This window comes from Flammeovirga pacifica, assembly GCF_000807855.2.
In the GTDB taxonomy this organism is placed as follows: domain Bacteria; phylum Bacteroidota; class Bacteroidia; order Cytophagales; family Flammeovirgaceae; genus Flammeovirga; species Flammeovirga pacifica.
In genome coordinates this window covers 2,655,285-2,673,400 of the sequence record NZ_JRYR02000001.1, presented here as the reverse complement: position 1 = coordinate 2,673,400, position 18,116 = coordinate 2,655,285, and the positions used below count along the sequence as shown (strand labels likewise).

At 31.1% G+C, this 18,116-nt stretch carries 18 protein-coding genes and 1 tRNA gene; 2 read left to right on the top strand and 17 right to left on the bottom strand.

Going from position 1 to position 18,116, the window contains the following annotated elements; all coding sequences use genetic code 11:
• Nucleotides 1–10: 10 nt before the first annotated feature.
• Complete coding sequence (locus tag NH26_RS10435) at nt 11–268, bottom strand: hypothetical protein (RefSeq protein ID WP_044222675.1); 258 nt, start codon at nt 266–268, stop codon at nt 11–13.
• Nucleotides 269–408: 140 nt separating this feature from the next.
• On the opposite strand from NH26_RS10435, the gene NH26_RS10430 reads away from it, so the two are divergent.
• On the top strand, nt 409–792 hold the full coding sequence (locus NH26_RS10430) for an AAA family ATPase (RefSeq protein ID WP_044222672.1): 384 nt from the start codon (nt 409–411) through the stop codon (nt 790–792).
• Nucleotides 793–899: 107 nt separating this feature from the next.
• Here NH26_RS10430 and NH26_RS10425 read toward each other — a convergent pair whose 3' ends face one another.
• The 6 genes from NH26_RS10425 to NH26_RS10405 form a co-directional block, all read right to left on the bottom strand.
• The gene (locus NH26_RS10425; RefSeq protein WP_139262998.1) at nt 900–2,426 is read right to left on the bottom strand and encodes an arylsulfatase; all 1,527 of its coding nucleotides are present in this window, start codon (nt 2,424–2,426) and stop codon (nt 900–902) included.
• A gap of 146 nt (nt 2,427–2,572) precedes the next feature.
• On the bottom strand, nt 2,573–2,722 hold the full coding sequence (locus NH26_RS25435; protein ID WP_158021925.1) for a hypothetical protein: 150 nt from the start codon (nt 2,720–2,722) through the stop codon (nt 2,573–2,575).
• 124 nt (nt 2,723–2,846) lie between these two features.
• On the bottom strand, nt 2,847–3,503 hold the full coding sequence (locus tag NH26_RS10420; RefSeq protein WP_044222670.1) for a response regulator transcription factor: 657 nt from the start codon (nt 3,501–3,503) through the stop codon (nt 2,847–2,849).
• Between the two features lies 1 nt (nt 3,504).
• A complete protein-coding gene (locus NH26_RS10415; RefSeq protein ID WP_044222667.1) occupies nt 3,505–5,178 on the bottom strand; it encodes a PAS domain-containing sensor histidine kinase in 1,674 nt (557 codons plus the stop codon).
• A gap of 42 nt (nt 5,179–5,220) precedes the next feature.
• Nucleotides 5,221–6,948, bottom strand: a complete 1,728-nt coding sequence (locus tag NH26_RS10410; protein WP_139262996.1) for a DcaP family trimeric outer membrane transporter — start codon at nt 6,946–6,948, stop codon at nt 5,221–5,223.
• Nucleotides 6,949–7,145: 197 nt separating this feature from the next.
• On the bottom strand, nt 7,146–8,891 hold the full coding sequence (locus NH26_RS10405; protein WP_139262994.1) for a DcaP family trimeric outer membrane transporter: 1,746 nt from the start codon (nt 8,889–8,891) through the stop codon (nt 7,146–7,148).
• A 214-nt stretch (nt 8,892–9,105) separates the two neighbouring features.
• Between NH26_RS10405 and NH26_RS10400 the strand changes: the two genes are divergently transcribed.
• A tRNA-Arg gene (locus NH26_RS10400) sits at nt 9,106–9,178 on the top strand.
• 107 nt (nt 9,179–9,285) lie between these two features.
• On the opposite strand, the gene NH26_RS10395 is transcribed toward NH26_RS10400, so the two are convergent.
• The 10 genes from NH26_RS10395 to tnpC all read right to left on the bottom strand — a co-directional run.
• Complete coding sequence (locus NH26_RS10395) at nt 9,286–10,116, bottom strand: hypothetical protein (protein WP_139262992.1); 831 nt, start codon at nt 10,114–10,116, stop codon at nt 9,286–9,288.
• A gap of 10 nt (nt 10,117–10,126) precedes the next feature.
• Entirely contained in the window at nt 10,127–11,335 is a 1,209-nt protein-coding gene (locus NH26_RS10390; protein WP_044222644.1) for a site-specific integrase, read from the bottom strand.
• 140 nt (nt 11,336–11,475) lie between these two features.
• On the bottom strand, nt 11,476–11,712 hold the full coding sequence (locus tag NH26_RS10385) for a hypothetical protein (RefSeq protein ID WP_044222641.1): 237 nt from the start codon (nt 11,710–11,712) through the stop codon (nt 11,476–11,478).
• A 10-nt stretch (nt 11,713–11,722) separates the two neighbouring features.
• Nucleotides 11,723–12,004 carry a helix-turn-helix domain-containing protein gene (locus NH26_RS10380; protein ID WP_044222639.1) on the bottom strand — a complete coding sequence of 94 codons (282 nt, stop codon included), beginning with the start codon at nt 12,002–12,004 and terminating at the stop codon, nt 11,723–11,725.
• Nucleotides 12,005–12,006: 2 nt separating this feature from the next.
• Nucleotides 12,007–12,810: a hypothetical protein gene (locus NH26_RS25430; RefSeq protein WP_044222636.1), complete on the bottom strand. Its 804-nt coding sequence runs from the start codon at nt 12,808–12,810 to the stop codon at nt 12,007–12,009.
• 691 nt (nt 12,811–13,501) lie between these two features.
• Nucleotides 13,502–14,590, bottom strand: a complete 1,089-nt coding sequence (locus NH26_RS10370) for a HigA family addiction module antitoxin (RefSeq protein ID WP_044222633.1) — start codon at nt 14,588–14,590, stop codon at nt 13,502–13,504.
• A gap of 4 nt (nt 14,591–14,594) precedes the next feature.
• Nucleotides 14,595–14,915, bottom strand: a complete 321-nt coding sequence (locus tag NH26_RS10365) for a type II toxin-antitoxin system RelE/ParE family toxin (protein WP_044222630.1) — start codon at nt 14,913–14,915, stop codon at nt 14,595–14,597.
• Between the two features lie 333 nt (nt 14,916–15,248).
• A complete protein-coding gene (locus tag NH26_RS10360) occupies nt 15,249–15,896 on the bottom strand; it encodes a hypothetical protein (RefSeq protein WP_044222626.1) in 648 nt (215 codons plus the stop codon).
• 571 nt (nt 15,897–16,467) lie between these two features.
• Nucleotides 16,468–16,878, bottom strand: a complete 411-nt coding sequence (locus NH26_RS10350; protein ID WP_139262990.1) for a hypothetical protein — start codon at nt 16,876–16,878, stop codon at nt 16,468–16,470.
• A gap of 78 nt (nt 16,879–16,956) precedes the next feature.
• The coding region (gene tnpC, locus NH26_RS10345) for an IS66 family transposase (RefSeq protein ID WP_084812133.1) at nt 16,957–18,116 on the bottom strand (1,160 nt) is incomplete at its 5' end.

Sequence of the window (18,116 nt, the reverse complement as noted above, 5' to 3'; positions counted from 1 at the left end):
GCAGTCTTTTTTATTTTAAATACTTTTTCCAATCTATCATAGGACAGAAGGGTAACAAACGATCGTATTCCATTATGGATTCTATTTCGTTGTCATGTAGTTTATTACTTTTATAAAAAACTTGTATGTATGTACCATCATAATTATACAGTTCAATTTTTTTACCGAACTTTTGGATAGTACTTAAAAGGTCGGAGAAATATTGTACGATTTCTGCCTTTTGAATAATACTCAATTTGTTGAAAGTGATGTGCTGTAAGTGTACCATTTACGGATCAAGTAATAGTTATATAAATTAATAAGCAGGTAAATTTGTAACAATAGTACAACTGCTTAAATACTCGGTTAGTATTTTAAAGTTAAATGATATATACTTAATAAATAAGTTTTAAATGTTATTTTTTAGTTATGTGTAGGTTACTATTACTTAGAGGATTACCGGGATCAGGTAAATCAACAATCGCAAAGTCGTTAGGAGGCTCTATAGAAGCCGATGATTTTATGGTGAACGACCTTGGAGAATATGAGTTTAATGTGCGAAAACTTGATTACGCTCACAAGTCTTGTTTAGAAATGACAAAAATGTGCATGAGCAGAAGACAAGAACTGATTGTTGTTTCCAACACTTTCACAACAGAAGGTGAAATGCAGCCTTATTTTGATTTAGCATATCAAAATGAATATCAAATAAATACTTTGATAGTTGAAAATAGACATGGAAGTACTTCTGTACATGATGTGCCTGAGGAGAAGATGAAGCAAATGGCAAAACGTTTTTCCATCATCTTATAAAAAAAGACCGAATGATAAAATCAAACGGTCTTTACACCTTGGCTAATAATCTAAAACAAAACCAAAGTTTAGCGCTCTAACTAACCCTGTTAATAAAAATCAAATACTTATTTGCTTAATTGATTCATGATTGCTGAAGCTCCAATGCCTGTACCTTTTTGTCTAGTAGGAAAGGCTTTCATACTTTCTGCAAAGTCTTTTAATGGAGCCGCGATAGTAGGTAATACCCAAGTTTTTTCTTTCATCCATAAGAAATGACCTGGTGTATCAATAGATTTTTCAAAAGGATCAAGTTTTAAATTAACAATCATACCTCCTGGTAATTTTTCTGAGTCCTTTATCCATTCATCTTTAATAGCTAAATAGATTTTCCAATGATCTACTCTAATGGCTTGTAACTCATTTTCGGCATAGTAAAAGAACTCCCTTCTATTGGATTTATCACCTTGTGTGAGCATACCCAATTGGTTGTAACCATCAATGTGTACTTTATATTCTTTTTGATAAACCCTTTTGCCTTCTTTTAATTCTTCTTTAATGTTTTCTTCGCCAATAGCAGCCATTAATGTAGGCACCCAATCTTCTGACGTAAATAGTTCTCCAGTCCACTCGCCAGCAGGAATATGCTTAGGCCATTTTACCAACATAGGTACTCTATATCCTCCTTCCCAAGTGGTTCCTTTTTCCCCTCTAAATGATGCCGTACCGCTACTTGGCCAATGCGATAAATTAACTCCATTATCTGAAGTAAATAGAACAATGGTATTATCTGCTTCTCCAATTTCTTCTAAAGTTGATAATAGTTCTCCTACTAAATAATCTAAATGAAGTAACCCGTCTGCATAAGTACTATGCCCACTTTTACCTTTCCACTTCTCACTTACATAGATTTCTTGATGCATTCTTGAGGGATTAAAAAACAAGAAGAAAGGGTCTTTGTCTTTGCTTTTATCCGTGATCCATTCTTGAGAATAGGCTAATACTTCATCATCAAATGTTTCTTGACGAATTTTACCTAACTCTCCTTTATCTTCAATAACTTGTTTACCTACTTTTCCCCAACGAGGATCTATGGTTTTATCGTCTCTTTCTGTTGCTTTACTGTAGATAACATTTCGTGGTCTTCCTACAAAGTTTTTATCTTTTGGGAATTCGGCTTGTTCTGGCATATCCATCATATTTAAATGATATAGAAAACCATAAAATTCATCGAATCCATGTACCGTTGGTAGGTGTTCGTTTCGGTCTCCAAGGTGACTTTTACCAAAATGTCCCGTCGAATATCCTTTGTCTTTTAATAACTCAGCAATGGTTACATCTTCGAATTGTAACCCCACTTTAGATCCTGGTTGTCCTACTGATGTTAAACCTGTTCTAACAGGATATTGACCTGTTAAAAATGCTGACCTTCCTGCAGTACAACTTGGGTGAGCATAATAGTCTGTTAACATCATACCGTCTTCACCAATTTGATCGATATTTGGTGTATTCACTGCTCCTAAACCTCTATGATAAATGGACAAGTCTTGGGGAGCAACGTCGTCTGTCATGATCACGACGATGTTTGGTTTTTTATCGGCATAACAATTAGTTCCTACAAAAAGTAGCAACAAAATGTGAAGAATTTTTTTCATGGAATTAGTTCTAATGATTATAGGTAATAAAGACGTATTGTAATTCAATATTCATCTTTTATCTTTTTGAGTCAGATTTTTAGAATATCGCCCCTAAAACATTGTTCTAGGGACATTTGAAAATGATAATAAGTATTGGTTTTAATCTACCATGGAGAAGGTATAGGATCGGTAACGGGATGTTCTGGTTTTTCATCGTCCGCTGGACCCACTTCATTTTCAGTATCACATGAGTTCATAGAAAATAGCGATGTGATTAATGCGATAATTAGTAACATATTCTTAAAATTTTTCATCCTCTTTTTATTATGATTATTAAAGTGGAGATAACCTCCTTTTGATATTACAAATGTAGAGAGAGGGGAGGAGGATTAACTCTGTGAAAAACGGAACATGAAAAATTACGTGAAACACGTAGACTTATAAATCGTTGAATAATTTGCGTTCAATGGCATATAAAACAAGCCCTGCAATGTTCTTTACACCTGTTTTTTCGAGTAAATTTCTTTTATGAGTTTCTACAGTTCTTGTAGATATAAACAGTTCTTCGGCTATTTCTGTATTGGTAAATTCTTTACAAATAAGATGAAGAATTTCGGTTTCACGATTGGTTAATGGAATTTCAGAAGTGACTCTTTGTTTTGGGGAAGGTTGAGCAGTTAACCCTTGCATGATAGTTTTTGTAACTTCCGAAGAATAATAGTTTTCTCCTTCGTTTACTTTAATCAGTGCCGTTCTTAGTTCTTCTTGAGTACAATCTTTTAAAATATATCCTTTTGCCCCAGCCGAAAGCATCTTCTTAATATTATGTCCCTCGTTCATCATGGTAAGAGCAAGAGTGGAGACAGTTGGATAAAGTTCCGTTACTTTTTTGCAAAGGGTAATCCCATCCATTTCAGGCATTGTGATGTCTGTTACCAATACATCAATTGGTAGACTTTCTAGCATAGTTAGTGCTTCTTGTCCATTACTTGCTTCTCCAACAATAGAAAAAGTATCCTTATCAAGAAAAGATTTTAAACCTTCTCTTACCATTTTATGATCGTCTACTAATGCAATTCTTATTGTCGTACTCATATTATAAACCTAATTCTAAGAAAATTTCAGTCCCTTTATTTACTGTTGATGATACTTGTAGGTAAGCACCTATGGCAGATGCTCGTGTTTTTAGACTATTTAATCCAAAAGAATTCTCGGTAACAGAAGTCTCAAATCCAATGCCATCATCTTCGATAGTTAAGACAATCATATCGGGATATTTTAATAATTGAATAGTACATTTTTCTGCTTTAGCATGTTTGATCATATTATTAATACTTTCTTGAACAATACGATATAAACTTATTTCTGTACTCAACTTTAATCTATCCTCTCCGAGGTTTTCAAAAAAAGCTATTTTGGTAGATGTCGATCCTTGTAAAGCAGTAACTAAAGATTGAATGGCAGGGACTACACCGTTTTCTTCTACTACTTTAGGCATTAGGTTATGAGCTAATGATCGGCTTTCTTGAATGGATTTTTTAAGTAAGGAATACCCTTGTTGAAAGTGATTATCAATGGTGGGTTCTAAAGAGGGTAAATGAAGTCTCACTTTTTCGAAATGAAGAAGTGCAGTTCCCATAGTTTGTTGTAAACTATCATGAATATCTCTTGCAATTCGACTTCTTTCTTTGTCTTCTGTTTCCAATACAGCATTGACTACTTTTTCATCTTGTTTTAATCGATCAGTGATATCAGTAAATGTTCCAACAATTCGTTTTAGTAAAGTAGAAGTAGGATCAAATACAGGTAAACCTTGACATCTTAGCCATCTTAATTCTCCTTCTTTATCATAGAAACGGGCATCAAAAGCAATGTGCCCTCTTGTTTCCTTTTGTTGTTGTATTACTTCCTCGAGTAACTGTAAATCATCTTTATGGATTTGTTTCTTAATGAACTCAATATCATTACCAATCGTATCAAAAGGAAACTTTAAAAATGATTTTCCTTTGGGTAACCACTTCAATGTTTTATTGTGAGCATTGAAATCCCAAATGATGGATTTTGTACCTTTTATAGCTAATTGAAAACGCTCATCACTTTTTTCTAATTCTAGGTCTAATTTTTCTTGTTTTCTTACCCTTCTCAGTATCAAGATAAATGAGAGAATAGAGAAAAGAAGCACCGATAATAATAGACCTAAAGAAAGGTAGAAATAAAATAATCCTTCTTTTAAGCTAATATTCCACTTTTCAATAGAATTAATTTCGACAAATTGATCAAAAGATTTTAAAGTAGCATAGAGCTTTTTTTTATGTACAATATAGCCCTTATTAATTGTTTTTAAAGAATCTGAAGATAATTGAGGGAGTGGTTTGTTCATCCATTTCGCTTCAATTTTTCTCATGTTTTGAGTATGTATTTGAGCTTGGTGAAGTAATTCCTTTTCCTCAGGCATCCAATTAAATACAGTATCTTTTATGGCATATTTATGATAATCGACAGAAGAAATATATGGAGTTTTTTGTACTATTTTATATTGATGAATCCATGAAGAATCTCGGTGGATAAGGTATTGGCTGTAGAGAAAAGAAAGTTTATTGTTTCTCTCTTCAATCTGTTGGCTAATTTGTAATTTGGAATATTTAATAAACTGCATCCTACCAAAGCTTTTTCTATTATCAAGTAATTTTAGAAAAACAGAAGTAGTGATAATTAGTGCGATAATGATAACACTAAATAGTAAGGTGAATGCCGTGCGAACTCTAATCATACAGTCATATGGATATTTGCCTCTAATTTAATACACAAAAGATTAGATATCATATCTAATATACATTTGTAAACGTTGGGCACTTCCTCTTTGTTGATCTTTATTGAAACGCTCTCCATGTACAATACTAGAACCGATTCTCATTCTATCAAAAGGAAACCAAAAGAGATTTAAACTTGTATAGTAGCTTCTTTCGAAGGTATCTCCAGGTTGAAATTCAGCATTGTCAATCCAAGAAAAACCACTCACAAAGTTGATAAAAAGGTTCTTTTTTAAATAGTGCTCTAAAGCGATGTACCCACCAACAGTATAAGGAATATACAAGTCGCCTTCAGGGTTAGGAACAGCATCTAATTGATACCTTGAAAAAGCAGATATATATCTAGTTATTCCTTTTCCTCCAATTGCTTGAACATAGATATGGTTTCTGGTATCATCAATATTTATATCGAATAAACCGCTTAACATAACGCCATAACCTACATCTGTGACGACAGTTTCTGTGACATCATAACTAGAAATAAATCGAAGTAAACTAGCCGCTTGAAGTTGTAAATTGTTTTTTACCCATTTATACCTACCAGCAAAATCAGGTATAAACTGACGACGGTCTATGGCTATAGAATCAGTAAATGCTTTGGTAGGGGTTTCAATACTAAAACCAAATTCATTTTCTGTATTGGCTATTTTCTTTTCATATCGAATAAGTCCTTGTCGGGTAGAAGAACCACTACTAGGACCTTCGTTATCTACTGTAAGTGGAGTGGTGGCTAAATCGTTAAAAGTGGTCCAAGTTTGTCCTACGGTAAGATAACCATAACTCACGTAGGCATGTCTTAATCGGAAATTATTGATTCCCGTTCCACCTCCGGCAAAATCACTTTCTACATAAAATCGGATAAACCCTTCATCGGTTTCAATTCTAGAAGACCAAGCAATTCTTGATTGCCTCGCATCCATATGATAGCCGACTTGATTATTACCTTCACCCACCGTGATATTGTAAGGAGCAAATCCTCCTGTAGCGGTTAACCCATTAAAATCAACCAACGCATTCATCTTTACATAGCCACGAATACCCACTAGAGTAGAAGCTTGTGCAATATCTTGTGGATGGTATTGCTCTACAATTTTTGTCGTATCGACTTTTACAATTTCTTTAAAACTAACAACTTCGTTATGATGTTGCTCTAAAACTACTGTATCTCTTTGATGTACTACAGGTTCTATTTGTGCAATGATAACACTGTCTTGTATATCTATTTGTAATATGTTTTCAGAATGTGCGGGAAGTCTTAATTCACCCCAAAAAGGGAAAGCACCGTCTGTTGTAGACCAAAAGCCATGATTACCTGGTTTTAGATTTAATTTGATAGATTCATAGGCTCTTAAATCATATGCATGATTATCGATTTCTACTATTAACGGCAAAGCAGCCTCGTTTTCTACCCTAAGTATGGCTTCTTCTCGAGAAGAATTATGATCTGTAGTGTCTGCTTTCAGAATACCTTTTACAAGTATATCCACAATTTGAATATCCTTTCTTGCGATATACCCTCGTTTACCCGAAAGGTAATCCCAAGCTCTCACATACTGAGACGTAGAATCCAACGGTAAAGTAAGAATGTCTCTACCAGGTTCAATTCTCATGAGAATAGGACTATTGTAATTTCCTCCACTTCTTAAATAAGTCACTCTATCAACATCTGTCCGCATCCATTGTGCAGAGGCAAAGTTGGATAGAAAGAGGGAAAAGAAAAGGAGAATCAAACATTTATTGAAAGAAGTAAGCGTTAGCAGATAGGAATTAGGAAGTAGAAGTTTAGTCCCTTCTTTGAGTAGAAGCGAGCCAAAATTCTTAGTACTATTGACTAGATAATTTATTATTGATTTATTATGTGAGTTTTCTAACTTCAATCCCTTACTCTGTCTTAGATTTCCCTAATTTTCTTTAGCATTTACTTATTCTAAATATCATATCTGATATACATTTGTAATCGAGAAGCGTAACCACTTTCATTATTCTTGTTTCTTCTGACACCATAGATGTAGCCCAACCCAAGTTGCATTCTATCAAAAGCAAACCAATAACTATTAAAAGAACCATAATAACTTGATTGGTAGCTGTCTTCTGCTTGCCACTCGGCAGTTTGCAACCAAGTGATACCGCAAGTAATGTTACTAAATATTTTTTCAGACCAATGATGTTCTATTGAGAGATAGCCTCCGGCTGTATGTGGGATAAATATTTCTCCAGTAGGGCTTTCGAATGCATCAAAATTGTGATTCCTAAAACTTCTTACATAACGACTGATGCCTTTTCCATAGATTCCTTGATAGAAAAGAATATTGTCATCACTACCTAAGTTTTTCTTTCCACTAATATTCACTCCATACCCCACAGTATGAGTAATAGAATTAGAGGTGTTATTGTAAGAAAGTACTCTAAAAAGTCCTGCTATTTGAACGTGTCCATCTTCTGTTTTAAGTTTATATCTCGATATAACATCAGGAACAGGCTGTCTTTGATCGATGGCTACAGAATCAGAAAAACCAATAGTTGGTGTTTCTACAGCAACAGCAAATTCATTATCACTTTCGCCCACTTTCTTTTCAAATCGGATCATACCTTGCCGTATTAAAACAGAACTGTTAGGTCCTTCTCTATCCACTGTAAGTGGAGTGGCTTCTAAATCAGAAAAAGTAGACCATGTTTGTCCAACAGTAAAATACCCATAATCGGCATATGCTTGTCTTAATCGAAAAAACATTTCGTTGGTATTACCACCGGCAAAATCACCTTCTACATATAAATTAAGGTAACCCGTTTTAGCTTTTATTCGAGATGAAAAACCAATTCTAGATTGTCTTGCTCCCAAATAAAACCCTCTATCAGTAGTATTCCTCATGTCTCCCACAGGAATTTCAACAGGAATAAATCGATCTACATCTGACATTCCATTAAAATCAAAAATACCATTTAACTGAACGAAGCCACGAAGTCCAACTTTAGATTTCGCTCTTTCTAAGTCTTGAGGGTGCTTATTTTCTACAATTTTTGCAGTGTCAATTTTCACTTTAGGTGTCACATCTACCGTATCCACATGGTGATATTCCATTCGGATGGTATCCTGAGTAGTAATAATTGGTGATAAATCGGCGGTTAGAGTTTCATCTACAGAACCGATTTTAAAAACGTATTCAGCAGAATCTGCTAATTCAATATTTCCCCAAAAAGGGTAGGCTCCATCACGGCTAATCCAAAGACCATGTTTACCTTTTTTTATTCTTAAAGTTATTTCTTGATAAGGCTGTAGATAATAAGGGATCTGATCAATTTCTACATTTATATTTTGCGGATGTTCATTTTCGATATGTAAAGTAGTTCCACCTCTTGGTAGCGTTCCTGCATTAGAAAGTTCCTTCAAGTCGGCTTTCATCAAGGTATCTTGTAAATTGATAAAGCTTCGATATGCATACCCCCTTTTTCCAGTAGAATAATCCCATATTCTAATATAGGCTTCATCTCCAATGGGAAGTGCCAATACTCCCCTTCCTTTTTCCATAGACATGATAACACGACCATTTTGGTCGGCATAGTCCCTAAGGTAGACGTCTTTGTTTACCTCAGCATTCATCCATTGTCCAAAAACAGCAGAAGAAGAAAGTAGAAATAATAGTATAAAAGAGTATCGTTGTATGACGAAGCGCATGAATTAAGTTTCGAGCGAATAGAATGATTGTATAATAAGAAATTATTATAGTAATAGTGAAGGCTAAGCATGTTGAAGTATTGCTTATCGACCTTCCTAAAAAGCACAATAATAAGTTTTACAATTTAAAAATACTTGTTTTTATTCGTAAATAGAAAATTTTGAGGTTGATAGATTGTCCTACAAATGGTATATTCGCAAAATCTAAAATTATGGCTCCATAGTACAACGGATTAGTACGTAAGCTTCCGGCGCTTGAGATCTGGGTTCGATTCCCGGTGGGGCTACTAAAAACCCCTTTTTAATTAACTTAAAAAGGGGTTTTGTGTTTTTGTTAGTACTTTATTTAGTATGCTTTTATTTTTGACTCTTTAATATGTTTCATAATGCCACATTAAAAACCTATTACTTTCTGTCCTTCTTCTTTAAGTGTATACCCTGCCAGTATCTTAGCTTCTTTAACTTGTTTTGGAGAAAGTTTAAATTTTTTCATTAATACATTGTGAGGAGCTTCATTTGTTGTTCTGATATAATCAGATGCTAACCGTATTCTTTCGGTGGAGTCTAAAAGGTTAAACGGTTTATCTAACGGTTTCGCTAATGCTTCAAATTCGTTTAGTTTTGCTTGTTTAACCGTTTTACTAACAGTTTCGCTAACAGTTTCTAAACCGTTGGAAATACAAGAACTCGCAAGCATTGAAAGTGCTACCAATACAATAGAAAAGAATCTAAATTCATTTGATCTTTCAGAAGCTTTTAAGGTTGCTTGATTTACTTTTTCTTTTTCCTCATGCAGAACTACACCTAAATCTTTGATCTGTTTTTCAATGGTTCTTTTTTGCTCAATACTTCTCCAATCTCTTTTTAAAGAAACCTCTCCTAATTGAGTCCTGAATACTCCCAGTTGATTACTTATACTTTCAACCTTTGAAGTATTTACCATGGTTTCATGGGTAACAATTTCAACCCCTTTAAACTCACAAAAGAAGATTGAAGAAACCAAAACGCCACCGATAACAAAAGAACTTGTTAAGGTCTTAAAATTGGTCATTTCTTTTACTCCTATTGAAATATAATAGTGTGATAGGATAGAAAGTATTACAGCACCAATACAAGCAAATACAAAGGGTAATTGACTGTTTAAATAATGAGTAACTACATACATAGAATATGAAATACTAATTATAATTAGAACAATGTGAGGTATATTTTTAATATTATTCATGATTATTTTTTTAGATACTTAATTTTTCAAATTCATTGAATATTCTTTCTTCTAATACAGTAGCATAAAAACGTTGTGTTGTATTAATTTCCGAGTGACCTAACATTTTACTTACACTCTCAACACTCATTCCTCTTAGTAACATTAATGTTCCAAAAGTTTTTCTCCCTATTTTATGAGTTAATTTAAAATCTAAGTTTAATTCTTCTCCAATTTTTAAAGTATAATATCTAATATTAGTAGAACTGTAAAAATCATTGATATGATTTCCATCAAAATAATTTAGTAAATCTTTAGCCTTTTGTATTAATGGAATAATACAAGGTTTGTTTGTCTTATTTTTTGTTTTATCTCTAAATATTTCAATGTATTGAATACCGTTTTTATATTTTACATGCTTTTTTGAACTGAATTTTTTAATCTCATTAAAGTGCATACCAGTATAACAAGCAAATAAAAACCACTTTTGCGCCTTGTAAAATTTTTCTAATGTTATTTCATTATTACTTTTATTTAATCTTATAAGATTTAAATTCTCTATTTTCTTTAACTGACTATTAGAAAGAAAATGTATTTGATCTTTTACTTTCCTGGAAATAGTAATTTCACCAACCTTTACATAATAACATCTATTTTTATTTGCAAAATAATCTATAGCTCTTCTTAAATAAGAAATATCTTGCATGATTACCCTATGGGTTGAACCATTGGAAATACGATCTAAATAACAATCTTCCAACTTTATAACTGTCAATTCTCTTGCATCAATAATTTTTCTTTTTGATAACATTTTGAGAATCCTTCTTTGCATGCATTGAATTGCGTTTTGTCTTTCTTTATTCCAAAGATTTTTTCTATTATTGAAATAATCATTTAATATTTTTTCTATTGTGAAATTGATAAGATTATCTTTTGAATAATTAACTACATCATAAACACTTACAAATTCATTAGTTTGAATTAATCTATTTGTTACTGATCTTATTCTATTTTCCCATAGAAAAAGTGACTCATTTAATATGTCAGCATTAGGACAGTTTACGAATCTATTTGTATTCCAATGATTTTTATGCACTATAATACCAGTGGCAAAACCTGATCTAATTTTATTTAATGTTACTCTTGCATTTATTGATATAAGTCCTTTTCTATCATAATTTCTTAGTTTTCTTGTGTAAAATGATACATTTAGATTAATTGATTCTATATTGTTTATCATGGTATTATTTGTTTTTAAATGACATTAATTCAAATAAAATTTTGCTTAACCGATGCACTTCATTTACTTTTTTTGATAATTCATCAAGCTTTGAGTCAGCTTGTTTTAGCTCGGTTAATATCTCCTGTAATAATTCATTATTAGTTTTCATCACTTGGTAAATATTTATGGAGAGATTGTATTTTATAACTGACTTCTCTTAAATGCCATAAAATATCTTTAATTGGTTTTTCAGCTTCTAACTGGTCCCCTAAATCGATTGAATCTATATTGGAGAGAAAATGTATTTGAATTTCTTTTAATTCTTTTTCTTTCTCTAATTCAAACTTTTTAAGAATAGTATAGAATTGCTGTAATTCTTGATTAAATTTTTCCATTAGAATAAGTTTAAAGATTAAAATACTCCTGAATGTCTTTATGTTTTAGTATTATTTTACTTCCAACTCTATTATATGGAAGTGGGTTGTTTTCATCGTTCATGTAACGATAAATTGTAGTACGGCTTACATTTAAGAACTCACAAGCTTTTTTAATTGAATATTGTTTGTCCGGATCTCCTATTTTTTTTAATTGGTTTATCTCTTTTTCTAAAAAATCAATTTTACTTTCAATCCTTGAAAATTGGGAAGAAAGTAATTCAAACGGGTTTATTATAGGGTTGTTACTCATGATTATACAGATTTAAAGGAGTTCGTTAAATTATTGAATAGTCCACTTATTGATGTAGATCTATCTTGTGGAAGATTATTATTTGAATCTTTCTTTTTTGGTGGGGTATATATTTTCTTATTACTGAAAGGAAGAATATAATTTGAATAATAACCCGTTTCTTTATAGGTACCTAAACATAACCTTATGTGATAATTGGCAAATGCTTGTTGTTTCTCCATTGGTTCACCTTTTTTATAATTGTAACAATCTGTAATCAAATTATTAAGGTGTTTAGTTATCATATTTATAAGGCTTTCCTTATGCTTTTCACTTTTAGCCTTTTCCGTAATTCTTGGCAGGAGAGAAGTAAATAATTCTTGGTTTTTTATATTCATAGTTAACCAAACATATTTTTTTACTTCATTATGAGAATGATTTTTTTCAGGGGTTTTTATTCCTGGTTCTTTTTGAAGGGTTGGTTTTGTTCCTGGTTCTTTTTGAAGGGTTGGTTTTGTTCCTGGTCCTTTTTGAAGGGTTGGTTTTGTTCCTGGTCCTTTTTGAGAAAAAGAAATCTTTTCAAGGTTGGTAATAATCATTTTTACCCCTTTTCTAATTAGGAGATTTAACCCTTTTAACTTTGAAATGACCTTTCTAACACTCCATACTGAAACATCAATATTTGTGTTTTTAGTGATCAATGATGACAACCTTTCTTGTGATGTCCTTATAAGTCCATCATTAAAGTTTAAAATATAGTTGGCTATAATTAATTGCTTATCGCCCGAAATACCATTATTTATTAGATATAATGTGTAATCTTTCATTATGGTTATTATATTTGTTGCGTCATTATGGTGACTGCTAAGGACTGCAATCCTTAGTAGGAAAAGGCGGGCTTTCTAAGTTCCGTCTTTTCTGTTTTATACAGCCAATGACTATTTAAAATGATTTTCTAGGAGAATGTATGTACAGAATTTTACATACAAAAAAGCCAATGTCTAGAAATTCTAAATTTCTTTACACTGGTCATTAACTACAATTTTAATTTGTAGTTCTTTATTAGCTGGATAGCTAAGATATATTGATTGGAAAAATTGACAAATAGTCAACTTGATAGATTCAAATTTCTTCATTATGGTAATATTTTAAATTTTAAAAATCGAGATCATAAGTACTGCAATACCTACCCGATGACACAAACGTAAAACCTAAAAATTTAAAATCAAAATATTCTTATAAATAATTTACAATTTCATTTTAGTTTTAATTTTCTATTTTACTTTATCTTTCTCTTTATGTTAGCATTCTCTTAGTACTTGGTTAGCATTGGTTTAGCACTCACTTAGTAAAGAGTTAGTAAAGGGTTAGTACTCCATTATTAAAGAAGTTGTAAAGAGATTGCATACACTTAGTAAAGGTTTAGTAAATTCTTAGTACTCATTTAGTATTGATTTAGGTTATAAAAAAAGCCTTACAAATTAATGTAAAGCTTTATATTTTTTTTTCTTAGAAAGATTAATTGATGTTCTTACTAATTTTTGTTCTTCTTTTATAATTATCTGATTCATGACATATACGCCCCAAAATAATTGAAGGGTGAACTTTAATTTCTTTAGAAAATTTATTCACTTCAAAGTCTTGATAGTGGATATTTCCTTTATAGAAGAATGACCAATATTCTTTATTAATTAAACTATCTCTTGAATAATTATTAGCTTCTTGTTCTTCTTTTGTATGCTTATTATTTTTTTTATCATAGATAATTCGATCCTTGTTATCTTTTAAATGTAATTCAATATGTCCTAACTCATGCATAATTGTAAAAGCAAAATTGTCTAACCTTTTATGTCTTATAGTTAACGCTATTGTAGGATTTGAATTATTCCAAAATGCGATACCATCGACTGGAGTTTTTTCTAATTTTTCAAGAATGAGAAATTTAATACCATATTTATTTAATGTTTTTTCAACTTGATTAATGGTATCATTGTTCTTATAAAATATTCGATTAAGTTCTTTTTTTAGTTCATTAATTTTTGTTGGATCATATTTTTTTACTTTAATTTTTTTAGCCTGATAAATAGCCAGGCATTGCCAAGTAATTAAATTTTTTTCATCAGTATTTAAAGCATCCGATTTTTTATAATATACGAGTTTATTTTTAGCAAATGAATTTATAAGATCATCAATAGAATTTACATCAAAGATGTCAAAAACGGTTTTGATGTCTTTTTCTAAATTATCGGTAATTAGGTTTAATTTTTTTAAAAACTTTTCAGGGATATAGTTTTTTATCATATCCCAAATTTCAATATTCTTTACTTTAGCAATATTTTTTTCTTGAATCCTTGCATGATCAATGTCATATTGACTTTGAAAATCAAGCCAGTATTTAGCATTAATACCAAATACTTTTTCTAATAAAATAGCTGTTTTGGCTGTTATAGGTCTTTTACCTTTGATTAATTCATTTAAAAATGAACGTTTTACATCTAATAATTTAGCTAGTTCAGTTTGATTTAAATCTTCTCTAAATTCTAATTCATCTTGAATTAATGTTCCGGGATGAGTAGCTTCAAATGGTGTTATATTTTGATTTTCCATTGTCTTACTTGTAATGGTTTGATAATTCAACAATTGAGCATATTGTAATACATTCGGGTTCTTCTCCTTCGATAGATGTTATAAATTCTATTCTGTATTTTTGATTTACCCTAACAGATTCTAACCCTTCTTTATCTCCTACTAGTTTTTCATAATTTAAACTATTAATAGGAAATAAATCCTCAATTTTTCTTGCAGCTCTTAATCTGTCTACTGTTCTTACATACCTTTTAATTATATCTTTTTGAAACCTATACTTTTTATTTTTTGCAACTCCTTTTTCGTATAGTTCTTTTAAATAATCCTTTTCAAATTCGATAACCATGCAACCTTATACATTTTATTGTACACAAATGTAACTAAAAAAGTTCACTTTTTTAGTGAACTTTTTAATTTATTAATAATTGCCTTATTTCAAGTAATATTAAATTATATATAGATGAAATTTATGTTATTTTTTATATGTATAGCTATAGTGTATAAATATTGTAGTAATAATAGAAATAACTATGGTTTGGATGGTAAAATAATCTCGTAGGATAACTTATGTTTAAATACACGGAATCCCGTGTATTTAAATAGTGAGGTAATTAAATTTGATTTATGTACAATTTTGTACGTAAAAATTTATGATTTAAATACGGGAGATTCCCCGTATTTAAAATTTATTTGATTGGCTATAATTTTCAACTAAAATTTCAGAAGACTTTAAAAAGTCTTTAGATGCTTTTTCGTTTGCTTTATTTAATCGCTGTTCAACAATGCTTACATATCTTGATTTTGCTTCCCTGCCTAATTGAAATTCTTCAAAAATATCATTGATCAATGTTTTTACAGATTGGTATGTTTGATTTCTATAATTATTAAAGTGTAAAGAAATCATTTCAATAAATAAATCTTTAGGGAGCATTGAACCTTTAGCCTTAGATTCTTTTAACTCCGCTATTTTTGCCTGTTTTTTGGTGAGTTCAGCTCTTACCAATTTTAAATAAAGATCTACTATTAAAGGATCATGTATCCCTTTTAAATCAATATCCTTTAAGTCTAAAGAATCTAAATTAGATGACCGTAATTTTTCTACTTTCTTTTGTACTTCTTCATCTTTTTGTAACTCTTTATAGATATCCACATTAGTAGAATTTTTATTTTCTTTGCAATCACAATAAAAAGAAAAATTGTCTATGTCATTAAAATCTATTTTATTGTTTTCAATATTAACAACTTCTGAAAGAATTGCTTTTTCTAATTCTTCCAATGTAATGTTACATTGATTTGCAAAATCTTTTTTTGATAGAATATTACTCATTTTTTGCTTTGTTTTAATAGTAATGATAATAATTTTTCGGTTTTCAATTCAAGTGCCTGGACTCTTAATTTCAAACTTTCATCTTCTATTAGGTTTTTTTCTGAATCATTTTTTTTATAAGGCTGTTTATGACTTTTTCTTTTAATGAACGCGTAATTTTTTGTGTTTTCAGTATCAAATAAACCACTTGCATCCATTTCAATTTTATTTCTTTGTATATATGTGGTTATATGTTTTGATTTGATATTACACAACTCGCAAAATTCTTTTTTACTTATAAATGTACTCATAAAAAGATCAATGTTATTTATATCTACTATTGTGGTCAACAACAGACCACAAACACCACAAAAGATAAAACACCACAGAATTACACCCACAAAATAACACGCTAACTAGTTTTATAACAGTTCGTTATTTATTTTGTGGTAATAATTTTAATATACACGCCACAATTTGACCACAGAAAAATATTTTTTGTGTTAAGTGTATACACATCGGTGTCACAACTCATTGCATGGGAGCTAAAAGTTTTCTCCGGAGTACCTTAGCTTTTTTTTTGGATCAATATTTAAAAACAAATGATATAATAATAGATTGCTATCATAAAGGATGTGGCTAACGATAAATAAGAGATAGTAATATATTTTATTCTACTTTTATTTAATGATTTATTCTTATTACCTCTTTCTACATATTCCTTATACATCATCATTAATATATTTTTCTCATACATACCAGGGTTTATGCTTGTATTTTCAAGGTTAATAAATTGATCACTAATAGCACCTTTTTGTTGTTGTTCGTATTTGTACATAAATAATAATAATGATATTATACTTATGACTATAGGAGCCATTACTAATTTAATAGCATAAATATAACCTCCTTCCGGGTTTAGTATTAAGTAGCTAAATAATAAGAAGAAAGTAATTAAAGATATTGATAGTATATACTTTGCTTTATTTTGATTACTATTCATTACCTCTATTGTTGAATCTAAATATTTTTCTGACTGTTTTAGGTAAGCAGTCGGCAAACCCGCACTTGTCTACACCAACTATTTAACAGGCAGTAGTTCCTCTAGTTTATTGATAGGGTAATCATCAATAATCTCAAGTGTATTTTTCAGCCATTGATAGGGTTCTACGTCATGCATTTTTGCTGTAGCGAAAAAGGAATAAAACATTGCAATTTGTGCAGCACCTTGTTCATTACCTGCAAACATATAGTTTTTTCGACCTATTGCAAGTGGTCGGATTTTATTTTCGATAGGGTTATTATCAATGAGAAGTTCACCGTTCTTGAGATATTCACGTAATCCTTTTTCATGATTGAGAAAGTAAGTAATAGCTACACCAATATCAGTTTTAGGTAATACCTTTTGCTCCTTTGCCCATTGGAAGAGCTTATTAATAATTGGAGTAGCATATTTTTCTCTCTCTAATTGAATTTCTTCTGCTTTTGTATCTGGTTGAAACGTTTTTTCTAATTCATAGAGCTTTGAGATAAGGTTAACTACTTCGGAAGCGGGTTTATAGCCCCCTTTATAGGCCTTAAAAAAGTATCGACGTGCGTGTGCCCAACAATTTAAATGTGTAATTGCTGTAGTGTTTTCAAAATAATCATACCCTTTATAACCATCGGTTTGGGCATAACCTTTAAAATCTCCAAGGTGTTCTTTCAGATATTTCCGATCTCTTCCATTGGCATAATGAATGGAAAGAATTTTTTCTTTTGGATCCAAATAATACCACATATAGCCTTGGTGTGCTTTCCCTTTTTTACCTGTTCCCATTACTTTAATGGTAGATTCATCCATTTGAAGGTAGTTGCTCTTCTTTATTTTCTGTGATAATAGTTCAAATAAAGGCGTTAGTTTGTCTGCAACCTTCTTTTGTAAATCGATCAGCGTTGTATTTTTCAGATAGACATCTTGTCTTTCAAACTGCTTGATGAAGCGATGGATCGGAATGTGATCTACAAATTTACTGATGATCATCTGAGCGGCTAAACTTGCTGATGCAATAGATTTAGGGAAAGGCAGATGAGAAGGTAAAGCCGACTGACTAAATACACTATCTCCATTTTCCTGTTCTTTGACGTAGCGAGGTCTAATGATTCTTCGAACATACAAACGTGCGGGTTCACACTCAAGCACTTCCGTAATATCTTCACCTACTTTACGCCACCCTTTTAAATCATGCTCAGGTTCAATAA